The organism is endosymbiont of Lamellibrachia barhami (assembly GCF_011947365.2).
Classification (GTDB): Bacteria; Pseudomonadota; Gammaproteobacteria; order Chromatiales; family Chromatiaceae; genus QGON01.
This window is the reverse complement of the sequence record NZ_JAAVSH020000001.1, coordinates 3,169,577-3,183,283: the sequence shown is the minus strand read 5'-3', so window position 1 is coordinate 3,183,283 and position 13,707 is coordinate 3,169,577. Positions and strand designations below refer to the sequence as shown.

The following is a 13,707-nucleotide window of genomic DNA, read 5'->3' as shown; positions in this document are numbered from 1 at the left end:
CTATGATAGTTCGATTTTTCCATCAGATGGGTTCGCCCCGTTACTTTTACAATGTCGCGGGCAAGATGATTCCCTGGTTCGCGATCTCTTTTCTACTCACCCTGATCGCCGGCGTCTACTACGGGCTGTTCGTTGCCCCGCCCGACTATCAGCAGGGTGATAGCTACCGCATCATGTACATTCATGTACCTGCGGCCTGGATGTCGATGTTCATCTATATCGTGATGGCGGTCGCCGGCCTGATCAGCTTGGTCTGGCGTATCAAAATCACGGAGATCACGATTATCAGCAGTGCCTCGGTCGGGGCATCCTTTACCTTTCTGGCACTGGTGACCGGCTCATTGTGGGGCAAACCCATGTGGGGGGCCTGGTGGGTCTGGGATGCACGTCTCACATCTGAGCTAATGCTGCTGTTCCTCTACCTCGGCATCATCGCGCTCTACAGCGCTATAGAGGACAAACGCGTGGCTGCACGAGCCATCTCTATTCTGGCGCTGGTGGGCGTGGTCAATATCCCGATCATCCACTACTCGGTGGAGTGGTGGAACACGCTGCATCAGACCTCATCCGTGACCGTGACCGGAAAGCAAGCCATGTCGACCAGCATGCTAATCCCACTTTTGTTGATGGGCATCTCTTTTAAACTTTATTACGGTGCCGTGGTCTTAATGCGGGCACGAGCTGAAGTACTGGAGCGTGACCGCAATACCCGCTGGGTGCGCGAGCTGGTTGAAGGGGAGATGAAATGAGCGAATTTCTGGATATGGGGGGTTATGCGATGTATGTATGGCCGTCTTACGGACTGGCTTTCGTCATCCTCGTTGCCAACTGGGTCAGCCCGCTTTTACAGCGCCGTCGAGTCCTAACTGACATCGCCCGCAAACTGCGTCGCGAAAAGAGAGAGCAAAAATGAATCCTATCCGAAAAAAACGCCTTTATCTGATTGGCATGATGGTTGCCGGTGTCGGCGTTGCTGCCTGGCTCGCTCTGAACGCCTTCGATGAAAATCTGATGTTTTTCTTTTCGCCTTCCGAAATAGCAGAGGGCAAGGCGCCCATAGGCCACCCCTTCCGCGTCGGCGGACTGGTGAGTAATAACAGCGTCAAGCGCAAACCGGACGGACTTACCACGGCCTTTGACGTTACGGACAACGCCGAGACCGTCACCGTGGAGTACACCGGCATTCTGCCTGACCTGTTCCGCGAGGGCCAGGGCATCGTCGCGCTGGGGCAGTTGAACGAAAGCGGTATTTTCGTCGCCAGTGAAGTATTGGCCAAACATGATGAGAACTACATGCCGCCGGAAGTGGCTGACTCACTGAAAACGGCCCACGATGAAGGTGTCAGTGAGAGGCAGCAGCAGGTGAGTGTCCAATGATCCCGGAAATCGGTCATTATGCGCTCATCCTGGCACTCAGCCTTGCCATCATCCAGGCAATCGTCCCGTTGGCGGGTTCCTACACGAACACCTACAGCTGGATGGCCCTGTCACGGCCATTGGTCTGGGGCCAGCTGCTCTTCCTGACCCTCTCAACCATAGTTTTGGCAAATGCCTTTTTGGCCAACGACTTCTCGGTCATCTATGTCGCTCAGCATGGCAACACCAAACTGCCGGATCTCTACAAGATCTCCGCTGTATGGGGCGCTCACGAAGGATCACTGTTGTTGTGGGCCTTTCTGCTTGCCGCCTGGAGCGCAGCCATCGCCCTTTTCAGCCGCAACCTGCCGCTGCCCGTCGTTGCTCGCGTACTGTCAGTAATGGGTATGATCAGCATCGGTTTCCTGCTGTTCCTGCTGCTGACCTCCAACCCTTTCGACCGCACTTTTCCGGTACCATTTGAGGGCCGTGAGCTCAACCCCATGCTGCAGGATCCGGGATTGGCCATTCACCCCCCGCTGCTATACATGGGTTATGTCGGCTTCTCGGTTGCGTTTGCCTTCTCCATTGCCGCCCTCCTTGGCGGCAAGCTGGACGCGTCCTGGGCGCGCTGGTCACGTCCTTGGACCACGGTGGCCTGGGTCTTTCTGACCGTGGGTATCGCACTGGGCAGTTGGTGGGCCTACTATGAGCTGGGCTGGGGTGGCTGGTGGTTCTGGGATCCGGTGGAAAATGCCTCTTTGATGCCATGGCTCATAGGCACTGCCCTGATGCACTCACTGGCGGTGACCGAGAAACGGGGCGCCTTCAAGAGCTGGACCGTGCTGTTAGCGCTGTTTGCCTTCTCCCTGAGTCTGCTCGGCACCTTTCTCGTCCGCTCCGGCGTATTGACCTCCGTCCACTCCTTCGCATCAGATCCGGAGCGCGGCGTCTTCATCCTGATCTTTCTGCTGGTCGCGATCGGTGGCTCCCTCTTACTCTATGCATGGCGTGCCCCCTATATCTCCGGCGGTGGCCGCTTCGACCTGATCTCCCGTGAGACCTTTCTGTTGGGCAACAACTTACTATTATCCGTACTGGCCGGTCTGATCCTGCTCGGCACCCTGGCGCCGCTGATCTACGATGCCATGGAGTGGGGCAAGATCTCCGTCGGATTTCCCTGGTTCAACAAGATGTTCGTCCTGCTGACGCCTTTTCTGGCGCTATTGATGGGCGTGGGATCGATCTCCCGTTGGAAACACACCGATGTCGCTTTCCTGGTCAAACAGTTGAAAGTCGCGTTTGTCATCAGCCTGGTCTTCGGCCTGCTCACTCTGCTGCCCCTGTTTTCCGGTGGAAACCTGATGGTGGGCCTGGGCATGGGACTGGCGATGTGGGTGGTGACCTCCCATCTGGTTAACGTCAAAGAACGGCTCAAGCACAAAGCAGGATTCAACGGCTTCCTGCGTGATCTCTCGGGTGGAGGCCGCAGCTACTACGGCATGATTCTCGCCCATATGGGTGTGGCCATGTTTATCGTCGGCGTTACCATGGTTTCCAACTACGGCATTGAGCAGGACATCCGCATGTCTCCCGGTGATACCGCAGACATTGCCGGCTATGAGTTCAAGTTCGAGGGCGTCAGTGAGTTTCCCGGACCGAACTACAATGCCCAGCGTGGACGTTTTCTGATATCTAAAGATGGCAAACAGATCGCCATCCTGCAGCCGGAAAAACGCACCTATTTTGTGCAGACTCGCCCCATGACTGAAGCGGGGATCGACTGGGGACTGACCCGTGATCTCTATGTCTCTCTCGGTGAATCCCTGGGTGGCGGTGACTGGAGTATGCGCCTCTACTACAAACCTTATATTCGCTGGATCTGGATAGCCGCGATCTTTATGGGCCTCGGCGGACTGCTTGCCATCTCGGACAGACGCTATCGCACCGCCCGCAAACGAGCCAGTGCCACTGCCACCCTGACGGCAGGGAGTTCGACCCCGGCCGCCGCGGAGAGTCATTCATGAGCCGTTACCTGCGTTTCCTCGTACCTTTGGCGATCTTTGCAGTGATTGCAGCCTTTCTATTCAAGGGACTGGATGAGAATTACAATCCGAGAGCCATCCCCTCTCCTCTGATCGGCAAGCCGGTTCCCGAGTTCTCGCTGCCCCTGCTGGAGCAGCCGGAGACTCAGATCACCAACAAGGATCTGCTGGGCAAGGTCTATCTGCTCAACGTCTGGGCGACCTGGTGTGTCTCCTGCCGGGCGGAACATGAAACCCTGGTTCAACTCGGCCGCATGAACAAGGTCGATATCTACGGCCTCAACTGGAAGGATGAACGCGTCGCAGCACAGGCCTGGCTCAGGCAACTGGGTAATCCCTATACGGCCAATATCTTCGACAAGAAGGGCCGCACAGCTATCGATTTGGGGGTTTACGGTGCACCGGAGACCTTCCTGGTCGATGCCCAAGGCATCATCCGCTACAAACATGCCGGTCCGGTCAGCCCGGATCTGATTCGTGACAAGATCCTGCCGATGGTGGCGGAACTCAAGAAGAAGGGATGATGTTCGTGCGTATTTTTCTATTGAGCCTGTTTTTCCTCATATCCACCACCCCTCTCTCTGCCGCCACACTGGCGGATTACACATTCGAGGACCCGCAAAAGGCAGCTGATTTTCGCAACATCATCGAGGAGATGCGCTGTCTCGTCTGCCAGAATGAGTCCTTGGCCGGTTCCAATGCCGAGCTGGCGGTGGATCTGCGCAACGAGATTTTCGATATGATGACGGCGGGACAGGATAAAGACGACGTCATCCGTTTCATGGTTGCCCGATATGGTGATTTTGTCCTCTACGATCCGCCGATGAAACCCTCGACCTACCCCCTCTGGTTCGGCCCACTGGTGCTGCTGATCATTGGCGCTTTGGTACTTATCCGGGCGCTACGGAAAAAAAGTGTGACCCAAGAGACCAAACTCTCGAACGATGAGCAGCAGCGGCTCGATACCCTTCTTAAGCAACCGTCTGATTCCAAGGACGCAAAAAAATGACCCTTTTCTGGATTATTGCGGCCGGGTTGACCCTCCTGGCCATGGCCTTTGTTGTTCTGCCTTTACTAAGAGGCCTTAAGAATACAGGCATCAGTTCCGATGAACTCAATCTTGAGGTTTTCCAGCAACAGCTTGAAGAACTGGATAACGATCTCGACAGCGGCATTCTCGATCAGGCCCGTTATGATGCTGCACGCAAGGATCTTGAAAAAGAGTTCTTGACCGATGTCTCGGGGAACAAGGTGGCGCCGGCAACGATGAACCGCAGCAGCGGAAGGTGGGTAATAGGCGCAGCAGTGCTTATCCCTGTCAGCGCCGTGATCCTCTATCAGATACTGGGTACCCCTGAAATCATTCCACGTCTGACGGGCCAGGTACCTGACACTACTGTGAACAGCGCCCAGGAAAAAGCCAAAAACATGCCGCCAATGGAAGAGCTGGTGCAAAAACTGGCTGATAAACTGGTGGAGCAACCCGAGAACATAGACGGCTGGTTGATGCTGGCCCGCAGCTATATGTCCATGGATAGAGTTCAAGAAGGGCTTGAAGCCTATGGACAGGCCATGAGACTCGCCCCGGAAAACACCGCCGTTTTGCTGGCCTACGCAGAGGGCCTGGCTAAAACAGATAGCAACAACTTCACCGGCAAGGCTGCATCCCTCGTCGAAAAGGCCATCAAGCTGGATGGCGATAACCCCAATGCACGTTGGATGATGGGGATAGTCTCCTACCAGCGTGGAGACTACTCTGCGGCCGTCGAACATTGGGAGAGGACTCAGACTCTGCTCGGCCCGGATAACAAGGATGCGGCAACCATCACGAACGCACTTGCTGATGCGCGCAGAGAGATGGGTGAGGCACCCAAACTGCCCAGTATCATACCGCAGGCCGTCGCCAAATCTGCGCCGACGGCCAATGCAGCAAGCAAGTCAAAAATTATCTTGGAGGTCGTGCTATCCGATGAGATGCGGGCAAAGACCAAACCTGGGGATCTGGTGTTTATCTACGCCAAGGCGCTGGAGGGACCGCCGATGCCACTGGCGGCCGCGCGCAAGCAGGTGCGGGATCTGCCCCTGACAATAGAACTGGATGACGGTATGGCGATGATGCCGCAATTCAAGCTCTCCAACTTTCCTGAGGTTGTGGTGGGGGCGCGCATCTCACTCTCCGGCAACCCCATTGCTCAGAGCGGTGACCCGGAGGGTGAGGTCAAACCCGTCACACCCGGCCAGGCAGGCACAGTAAAAGTTGTCATCAACGGGCTGCATCCCTGAACAGCCGATATATCCTCGGCAGTAGGCCCGATCAAGCGTAGCGGATCGGGCGTCTTTAAGGTTGCCGGTTCCGCTACGCTTGAACCGGCCTACTCCTTCATGGGTTCTATATAATCTCCAATCCACCCATATAGGGACGCAGAACCTCCGGCACTGTGATATTGCCGTTTCGATCCTGATAGTTCTCCATCACCGCAACCAGTGTCCGTCCCACAGCCAACCCTGAGCCGTTGACGGTATGTGCCAGCTCAGGTTTGCCTGTTTCCGGGTTACGCCAGCGCGCCTGTAACCGACGAGCCTGAAAATCCTCGAAATTGGAGCAGGAGGAGATCTCTCGATACTTCCCCTGCCCCGGTAGCCATACCTCAAGATCGTAGGTCTTGGCAGCTGAGAAACCAATGTCACCGGTACAAAGGGTTACGACACGATAGGGTAGCCCCAGTTTTTGCAGAATCGCCTCCGCATGACCAGTGAGTGCTTCCAGTGCATCGTAGGAGTCTGACGCCCGCACGATCTGCACCATCTCGATCTTTTCAAACTGGTGTTGACGGATAATACCCCGGGTATCCCGCCCATAGGATCCAGCCTCACTACGAAAACAGGGCGTTTGCGCAACCCAGCGGCGTGGCATCTCCTTGTCGTCGATGATCACGTCCCGCACGAGGTTGGTAACAGGCACTTCGGCAGTGGGGATCAGGTAGTATTGATGTTCCCCTTTGAGGGCGAACAGATCCTCCTCGAATTTCGGCAGTTGCCCGGTACCACGCAGACTGTCACGGTTCACCAGGAACGGTACATAGGTTTCAGTATAACCGTGTTCATCTGTGTGGGTATCCAGCATGAACTGGGCCAGCGCACGCTGGAGTCTGGCCAGCGGTCCATGCAGCGTGACGAAACGGGAACCGGTCAGTTTGGCGGCGGCATCGAAATCCATCAATCCCTTGGCCTCCCCAAGATCGACATGATCCTTGGGCTCAAAATCGAATGTCGGCGGCTTACCCCAGCGGCGCTCTTCCCGATTATCGTCTTCACTTTTGCCGTCCGGCACCGAATCATGGGGAATATTTGGAATGACCAGGGTGATATCGCGCAGCTCAGTCTGAACCTTGCTCAAGACCTCCTGCAGTTGCTTCAGCTTGTTGCCGAGATTCGCCACTTCCGCCAGTAGAGGCTGAATATCCTCTCCAGCAGCCTTGGCCTTGCCGATCGACTTGGAACGGCTGTTACGTTCGCTCTGCAGCTCCTGTGCCTGAACCTGCAGTTCCTTGCGGCGTGTCTCGAGAGACAAAATCCGCGATTTATCCAGCTTAAAACCCCGGCGTTCGAGTAACGCCGCAGTGTTGTCCAGATCATTTCTCAGCAGTCGGGGGTCCAGCATCTCTTTTTTCCTAGTTCAGTCTGGCGGACCAACTCACGACATGGCCCGGTTCAATCAATTTGTTCAGATTCTGTAGTACCTGCTCTACCTTTTCAGGCAAATCAAAGAACTCTATCACCAACGGCAGGTCCAGCGAGATATCCAGCAGAGACGATTCATGAGCCTTGCCTGACTTGCCGAAACCGGCAATCCCGCGAAAGGCCGTCACGCCACGCACCTGCTCCTGCTGATGCAGGAAATCCAACAGCTGTCTTAACTGATGATCCCCTTCGGTCAGGTAGATCCTGACCATGGTAACTTCGGTCTGATTCATAGCTGTCTCCCAAGTAAGACGCCAAACCAGCAGGCCAGCAGACAAGCGGTGACACTGAAAACAATGTTCAGGCCCGCTTTCAAAAAATCCGCCTGCTCGATCAGGTTCAAAGTTTCAATGGAGAATGTTGAGAAAGTGGTAAACGCCCCCAGAAAACCCACCAGCAGCGCGGCACGCATCTCCGGCGCAACGGTCATTCTCTCCAGCAACATAATGTAGAGAAAACCCATCAGTAGTGAGCCAGCAACATTGACCACAAGGGTGCCAAACGGGAAGCTACGACCAAACAGACCGTAAATACCGCTGGAAACCCAGAAGCGGAAAACCGCCCCTGCGGCGCCGCCTGCCGCGATGGCAAATAGCTGCGTCAAACCTACTATCCTCTGAGCATGCTGAAACGGCGCATTTTACCTGTGCTGGTATGGGATGGGTAGTGGAATTGCCGGTTCCGCTACGCTTGAACCGGCCTACGACTCACTACAAAATCTCGGCATCCGGCATGTAGGCCCGATCAAGCGTAGCGGATCGGGCGCTCAAAATTGATAGAGCGAGAGGGATTGCCGGTTCCGCTGCGCTTGAACCGGCCAGCGACTCACTACAAAAATTCAGCATCCAGTTTTTTCAGGTAGGCCAGCTTCTCGGCAATCTTGATCTCCAACCCCCTGTCCACGGGAAAATAGAATTCACGACCGGCAAGCTGTTCGGGCAGATAGTTTTCCCCGGCGGCATAGCCATGGGGTTCATCATGGGCATAGCGGTAGGCCTTGCCGTAGTCGAGTTCCTTCATCAGTTTGGTCGGCGCATTGCGAAGATGCAAAGGCACCTCAAGAGAACCGGACTGCTTTACCTCGGCAAGTACACTTTTCCAGGCGCTATAGACTGCATTGCTTTTTGGCGCACAGGCCAGATAGGTCACTGCCTGAGCAATGGCCAACTCCCCTTCCGGGCTGCCGAGACGCTCCTGGGTATCCCAGGCATTGAGTGTTATCTCCAGCGCCCGTGGGTCGGCATTGCCGATATCCTCGGATGCCATACGCACCACACGGCGGGCAATATAGAGGGGATCGCAACCCCCATCGATCATACGGGCAAGCCAGTAGAGCGCTGCTTGTGGGGCCGAACCCCGTACCGATTTATGCAGCGCGGAGATTTGATCATAAAAAGCCTCACCACCTTTATCGAAGCGCCGCAATGTACCGATCGCAACCTCTTCGATAACCTGTTTACCAATCACGCTGTTTTCACTCAGGTCAGAGGCAATCTCCAGCAGGTTCAAAGCTCGGCGGGCATCGCCATCCGCCGCCTCTGCCAGCATCCCGCAAACCTCATCGTCCATCTGTAGTCCACGCTCTCCCAGCCCACGCTCCTTTTCGCTCAATGCCTGTCGGATGATGCGTTTTACATCTTCCTTGGTCAGTGACTTGAGTACATAGGTTCGTGCGCGGGAGAGGAGTGCATTGTTGAGTTCAAACGAAGGGTTCTCTGTAGTGGCGCCGATGAAGACGACAGTGCCATCCTCCACATGGGGAAGAAACGCATCCTGCTGGGACTTGTTGAAGCGGTGCACCTCATCGATGAACAGCACGGTCGCCCGATTCTCCTGCTGCCGGGAGAGACGCGCCTGCTCAACTGCAGCTCGGATATCCTTTACACCGGACAACACCGCCGGGAGGCTGAGAAAGTTGGCACCGGAGTGCCTGGCAATAAGACTGGCGAGGGTGGTCTTTCCGGTTCCCGGCGGCCCCCAGAAGATCATCGAGTGCAGCCGATCCTCCTCGATTGCCCGCCTCAGTGGTTTACCCGAACCAATGATGTGCGTCTGCCCGACAAACTCATCCAAAGTACGGGGGCGAACGCGATCCGCCAGCGGGCGCATCCCACTATCGGGCTCGCGGCTGAACAGGTCGGCTTCGATCATAGATCGCCGATCAGATCAAGGCCTGATGGGGGATCGAAGACAAACAGTTCGTCTTGCAGTTCTGTGTTGCGTGCTATGTTGGAAAAGACAAAACGGGTTACCTGTCCAAAACTGTCGGACATCTCCATGCGCCGCAGTTCATGATCAGCCAATCCAAGGCGAAGACTGTTGAACTGCACATCCTTCTGCTTTGGCAGAAGCTCCACCCAGATCAGCCCCTCTTTTTCCCCCAGCTCCCGTATATCGAAATGGCGCTCAACCGGGCTGGTATCGCTCAGCAGCAGTGCCGGCGTTCCCTTTAACGCCTCATACTGACTGCGGTGGGAAACCTGTTCCAACTCGACGTCATGGAGCCAGACACGGTTGCCGTCGGCGACAATGATCTGTTCATTCGGTGGCGCATATTCCCAGCGAAAACGCCCGGGGCGGTTGAGATAGAAGGTGCCGTTGGTAATAAAGACGCCTTCAAGCTCCGGGGTCGTCAGGGTCTGCTGAAAATCCGCCTGCAAGGTGTTCAGATTGTGCAGAAAAAGTTGCAGCTGTTTGGCCCCCTCATCCGCCTGAACGGCAATGGGGGTTAAAAATAGTGCCAGCAACAGTAAAAATCTGGGAGTCATATTATATGCCAATTATTTAATCGCTGTAGTCAGGAACGGCGCCTACGCCGCGATTTACTTAATCTACGGGGTTTTCGCGGCGAAGCGCCACTCCTGCAATTTAATCCTCTGGCGGCCGCGGGGCCAATACCTCGCGGCTGCCGTTCGATTCCACCGGTGTGACGATACCGGTACGTTCCATCTCCTCGATCATTCTGGCCGCCCGGTTGTAGCCAATCTTCAGCCTGCGCTGTACGCCGGAAATTGAGGCGCGACGTGTCTGGGTCACAATCTGCACCGCTTCATCATAGAGCGGGTCAACATCCTCCACGTCACCGGATTCCGCCGGAAAACCGGGAACCGACTCGGTTGCCTCCTGCACAATCTCATCCAGATAGTCAGGATCGGCATTCGCTTTCAGATGATTCACCACCCTGTGAACCTCATTGTCATCCACAAAGGCACCGTGCATGCGTTGGGGAATGTTCCCCCCTGGCCCGAGATAGAGCATGTCGCCATGCCCCAGCAGATGCTCGGCGCCCATCTGATCCAGAATGGTTCTGGAGTCGATGCGGGATGAGACCTGAAAGGCGATCCGGGTCGGTATATTGGCCTTGATCAGACCGGTAATCACGTCCACGGAGGGCCTTTGCGTGGCAAGAATCAGGTGGATGCCGGAAGCGCGGGCCTTCTGCGCCAACCTGGCGATCAACTCTTCCACCTTCTTGCGGGCCACCATCATCAAGTCCGCCAGCTCATCGATAATGACCACGATATAGGGCAGAGGTTCCAGCGTCGGGTAGGCCATCGCCTCGATGATTTCAGTCGGCTCCGGCTGAAACAGCGGATCCTTGATCGGTTCGCCCGCTTTTATAGCGTCTTTTACCTTACGATTGAAACCGGCGATATTACGTACGCCCAGGGTTGCCATCAGTCTGTAGCGCCGTTCCATCTCACCGACGCACCAACGAAGGGAGTTGCCGGCCTCCTGCATATCGGTTACGACCGGTGTCAGCAGATGGGGAATGCCCTCGTAGACCGACAACTCCAGCATCTTAGGATCGACCATGATCATGCGGACATCAGTGGGTTTGGCCTTGTAGAGCAGGCTTAGAATCATGGCGTTGATCGCCACTGATTTACCGGAACCGGTGGTACCGGCAATCAGCGCATGGGGCATGCGCCCCAGGTCCGCCACCATGGGATTGCCGGCAATATCTTTACCCAGCGCCAGTGTGAGGGGTGATTTCGCCGAGTCGTAAACCTCGGACTTGAGCACCTCGCTGAGATAGACCATCTCACGATTTTCGTTTGGAATCTCCAGACCAACCACAGACTTGCCCGGAATCACCTCTACCACGCGTACCGCCACCGTGGAGAGCGCCCTGGCCAGATCTTTGGACAGACTGGTTATCTTGCTCACCTTGGTGCCTGGAGCCAGTTGCAACTCGTAGAGAGTGACCACAGGCCCGGGGTGTACTGCCACGACCTCCAGCTCGATATCGAAGTCGCTGAATTTCAACTCCACCAGGCGTGACATGGCCTGTAGAGACTCTTCAGAGAACTGGGGGCCGGAGTGCTTTGCGGGTTCCAGCAGCGCCAGCGGGGGGAGCTCACTGTTGGGATCGGCATCGAAGAGCGGCACTTGGCGCTCTCTCTCCTCCCGCATACTGGGCTTCAGTGCCTTGATAACCGGCTCAATCCGCGGCGGTTTACGTTTGCTGACCCGCTTCTTCTCTCTCTGTACCGTCTCTGCCCGGCTTTTACGTGCCTGATTGGCAACACGTCTTTCTCGCAGATCGCTGATCTTGAACAGCATCCACCTCAGCGTGTTCAGCACAGTTCCACCAATTCCGTCCATCACCGTAAACCAGGAGACACCGGTAAACAGGGTAAATCCACTGAGAAAAAGCGCCAGCAGCAGCAGGCTGCTGCCAGAGCGGCTGAATATCGCCTCAAAATAGCTGCCCAGAGAGGCACCGAGTACGCCACCCGTGCCGGTGGGTAATCCGATCTTCAAATGTGCAGTATGCAGCGCCGCCAGCGCACTGCCGGCAGCCAGGGTGATGAAGAAACCGATCCAGCGAACGACGACCAGATTGACGTTGACGCTATCGTCCGGATTGCGGCGCCTGAAAACCAGTACGGCACTCCAACTCAGCATGATGGGAAAGAGGTAGGCAAAAATACCAAACAGGTAGAAAAACACATCGGCAAACCAGGCGCCCGCAGGACCACCTGAATTGAGCACTTGAGCCGAGGGTCCCGTGTAGGACCAGCCCGGGTCATTACCCGAATAGGTAATGAGTGCAAGCAGGAGATAACCACTGAGACAGAACAGACTCCACATGGCGCCCTCCCGCAATGCATGACTGACATGCGCCGCAAAGGGTGTCTGATCAACCGAATCCTTTGATTTTGCCTGCAATTGACTATCCCGGAGTATGCAAAAAATTGTTCTGATACGTAGGCCGATTCAAGCGTAGCGGAACCGGCAACCCCATGTACGCCGGCAACCCAGGAACGCCTGATCCGCTACGCTTGATCAGGCCTACACCGGAAGCAGGTGCATATCTAAGTTTCGACATCGCACTGATGAATGACCCTAATAATTATTGAGTTAGCGCGCATTCTTATTCTAGTTTCACATGTACTGGTTGCGCAAGACTGGATGCACAATTTCCCCAGCCGAAACATTGACCGCAGATGACAGCACTTCGTCCTCTGCCAGCTTTCCGGCAGCCAGACGTTGCAGGTAGGGAAGCATTGCAGCGGAGAGGGTTTGCGAGGCGCTACGGGGTACGGCGCCCGGCATATTCGTCACCCCGAAATGGATGATGCCGTCCACCAGAAAAGTGGGTGACTCGTAGGTCGTCGGGCGGGTTGTCTCAATACATCCTCCCTGATCCACCGAGATATCGATGACCACACTGCCTGCCTGCATGCTCGCCACTTGGGCTTTGGAAACCAGGTGCGGCGCTTTGGCACCGGGGATCAACACCGCACCGATGAGAATATCTGCTCCCGCAACCGCAGCGGAGATGCTTGTCGAATAGGGATAGAGCGCCGTGACATTATCACCGACGGCACGCATTGCAGCCATGCGTTCCCGTTGCCGGTCAAACACTGTCACCTGGGCACCCATGGCAGCGGCCATGCGCACAGCGTTGCCTCCGGCCTGCCCAGCACCGAGCACAACCACCCTGCCCCGCTCAGCAGCGGGAAGTCCGCCCAGCAAGATTCCCTTTCCACCTGCCGGTTGATGCAGCAGCCCTGTACCTATCTGCACGGCCAGGCGGCCAGCGATATCGCTCATCGGCGCCAACACCGGTAACCCACCTCGATCCGCGAGCGTCTCAAAAGCCACTGCGGTGACGCCGGAATCCAGCAGTTGATGGGTCAATTGGGAATTGGCTGCAAGATGAAGGAAACAGAACAGCAGGTGATCCCGCCGCAGCATCTCCGGTTCCCCGGCAAAAGGCTCCTTCACCTTGACAATTATTTCAGCCCGACCAAAAAGCGCCGCAGCATCCGGCAGAAGCGTGACACCCAGTTGGGTATAGGACTCATCAGGATAGCCGCTTGCCACACCAGCACCAGCCTCAAGAAAGAGTTCATGGTCCGCCCGAACCAGTTCGGCACAAGCCTCCGGAATCAGCCCGACACGGGCCTCCAGTGGCTTGATCTCTTTCGGTATACCTATGCGCATATTCTCATTCTATCCTTTGAGCAATCTTCTGCATCAGTCAGAGCGACCCATTTATCCATTCAAAACAGGGTGAGTCACCTTTACCCGAGGCAGATCATTTCGTAAAATT

Annotated in this window: 14 protein-coding genes; 7 read left to right on the top strand and 7 right to left on the bottom strand. The window is 55.9% G+C overall.

Annotated elements, in window-relative coordinates:
• Positions 1-2 precede the first annotated feature (2 nt).
• Genes G9Q73_RS14520 through ccmI form a run of 7 tightly spaced genes read left to right on the top strand, consistent with a single transcriptional unit; the run spans position 3 to position 5,684 of the window.
• Entirely contained in the window at positions 3-749 is a 747-nt protein-coding gene (locus G9Q73_RS14520; RefSeq protein WP_177421466.1) for a heme ABC transporter permease, read from the top strand.
• Positions 746-913 (top strand): heme exporter protein CcmD, encoded by a 168-nt coding sequence (ccmD, locus tag G9Q73_RS14515; protein WP_177420408.1) that lies wholly within the window; start codon positions 746-748, stop codon positions 911-913. Before G9Q73_RS14520 ends, ccmD begins: the two co-directional genes overlap by 4 nt.
• Positions 910-1,377, top strand: coding sequence for a cytochrome c maturation protein CcmE (gene ccmE / locus G9Q73_RS14510; RefSeq protein ID WP_177420407.1), 468 nt, complete (start codon positions 910-912; stop codon positions 1,375-1,377). The genes ccmD and ccmE overlap by 4 nt, the downstream gene beginning before the upstream one ends.
• Positions 1,374-3,383, top strand: coding sequence for a heme lyase CcmF/NrfE family subunit (locus tag G9Q73_RS14505; RefSeq protein WP_177420406.1), 2,010 nt, complete (start codon positions 1,374-1,376; stop codon positions 3,381-3,383). Before ccmE ends, G9Q73_RS14505 begins: the two co-directional genes overlap by 4 nt.
• On the top strand, positions 3,380-3,925 hold the full coding sequence (locus tag G9Q73_RS14500) for a DsbE family thiol:disulfide interchange protein (protein WP_177420405.1): 546 nt from the start codon (positions 3,380-3,382) through the stop codon (positions 3,923-3,925). The genes G9Q73_RS14505 and G9Q73_RS14500 overlap by 4 nt, the downstream gene beginning before the upstream one ends.
• A gap of 5 nt (positions 3,926-3,930) precedes the next feature.
• Entirely contained in the window at positions 3,931-4,410 is a 480-nt protein-coding gene (locus tag G9Q73_RS14495) for a cytochrome c-type biogenesis protein (protein WP_439654694.1), read from the top strand.
• A complete protein-coding gene (ccmI, locus tag G9Q73_RS14490; protein ID WP_177420403.1) occupies positions 4,407-5,684 on the top strand; it encodes a c-type cytochrome biogenesis protein CcmI in 1,278 nt (425 codons plus the stop codon). Before G9Q73_RS14495 ends, ccmI begins: the two co-directional genes overlap by 4 nt.
• Positions 5,685-5,790: 106 nt before the next feature.
• Here ccmI and serS read toward each other — a convergent pair whose 3' ends face one another.
• The 7 genes from serS to G9Q73_RS14455 all read right to left on the bottom strand — a co-directional run bounded on the left by serS (position 5,791) and on the right by G9Q73_RS14455 (position 13,598).
• Complete coding sequence (serS, locus tag G9Q73_RS14485; protein ID WP_177420402.1) at positions 5,791-7,062, bottom strand: serine--tRNA ligase; 1,272 nt, start codon at positions 7,060-7,062, stop codon at positions 5,791-5,793.
• A gap of 10 nt (positions 7,063-7,072) precedes the next feature.
• Positions 7,073-7,375, bottom strand: coding sequence for a DUF190 domain-containing protein (locus tag G9Q73_RS14480; RefSeq protein ID WP_177420401.1), 303 nt, complete (start codon positions 7,373-7,375; stop codon positions 7,073-7,075).
• Positions 7,372-7,746: a fluoride efflux transporter CrcB gene (gene crcB / locus G9Q73_RS14475; RefSeq protein WP_177420400.1), complete on the bottom strand. Its 375-nt coding sequence runs from the start codon at positions 7,744-7,746 to the stop codon at positions 7,372-7,374. The genes G9Q73_RS14480 and crcB overlap by 4 nt, the downstream gene beginning before the upstream one ends.
• A gap of 224 nt (positions 7,747-7,970) precedes the next feature.
• On the bottom strand, positions 7,971-9,293 hold the full coding sequence (locus tag G9Q73_RS14470; RefSeq protein ID WP_177420399.1) for a replication-associated recombination protein A: 1,323 nt from the start codon (positions 9,291-9,293) through the stop codon (positions 7,971-7,973).
• Complete coding sequence (lolA, locus tag G9Q73_RS14465; protein WP_177420398.1) at positions 9,290-9,910, bottom strand: outer membrane lipoprotein periplasmic chaperone LolA; 621 nt, start codon at positions 9,908-9,910, stop codon at positions 9,290-9,292. Before lolA ends, G9Q73_RS14470 begins: the two co-directional genes overlap by 4 nt.
• 100 nt (positions 9,911-10,010) lie before the next feature.
• Positions 10,011-12,317, bottom strand: coding sequence for a DNA translocase FtsK (locus G9Q73_RS14460; RefSeq protein WP_177420397.1), 2,307 nt, complete (start codon positions 12,315-12,317; stop codon positions 10,011-10,013).
• A gap of 216 nt (positions 12,318-12,533) precedes the next feature.
• A complete protein-coding gene (locus G9Q73_RS14455; RefSeq protein WP_177420396.1) occupies positions 12,534-13,598 on the bottom strand; it encodes an alanine dehydrogenase in 1,065 nt (354 codons plus the stop codon).
• Positions 13,599-13,707: the final 109 nt, after the last annotated feature.